Source organism: Streptococcus sp. HMSC064H09 (assembly GCF_001812625.1).
In the GTDB taxonomy this organism is placed as follows: Bacteria; Bacillota; Bacilli; order Lactobacillales; family Streptococcaceae; genus Streptococcus.
Genome location: NZ_KV809616.1, coordinates 749 through 1165 on the forward strand (window position 1 = coordinate 749; position 417 = coordinate 1165).

The 417-nt window shown below is 44.1% G+C and carries 1 protein-coding gene; it reads left to right on the forward strand.

Going from position 1 to position 417, the window contains the following annotated elements; all coding sequences use genetic code 11:
* Window positions 1-417, forward strand: a 417-nt coding sequence (locus tag HMPREF2867_RS08510; protein WP_141751018.1) for a Rib/alpha-like domain-containing protein, incomplete at both ends; no start/stop codon positions are given.

The window sequence follows — 417 nt, forward strand, 5'->3', positions numbered from 1 at the left end:
ACCAACCAAATGCCAAGGATTCCATCGGTAATGTCGGTGATCTTCCAGAAGGAACTAAGTTTGAGTACAAGACACCAGTTGATACAACAACTGAAGGTGACAAAGACGCTGTAGTCATTGTCACTTACCCAGATGGCTCTAAAGATGAAGTTCCAGTTAAGGTAATCGTTAAAGACCCACGTACAGACGCCGATAAGAATACACCAACGGTTGACAATCAAGAAACTCCAGCACCAACAGTGCATAAACCTGCTCCTGCATTAGATACAGTTCATGTCGCCTCAAAAGCAACACCAGCTGCAACTGATACTAAGCAAGCTTTGCCTGAGACAGGTGAAAACACTTCATTATTGGCTACTCTATTGGGTGGTTTGATGACAGTGGCTGGACTTGGTTTGGCAGGAAAACGCAAAAAAG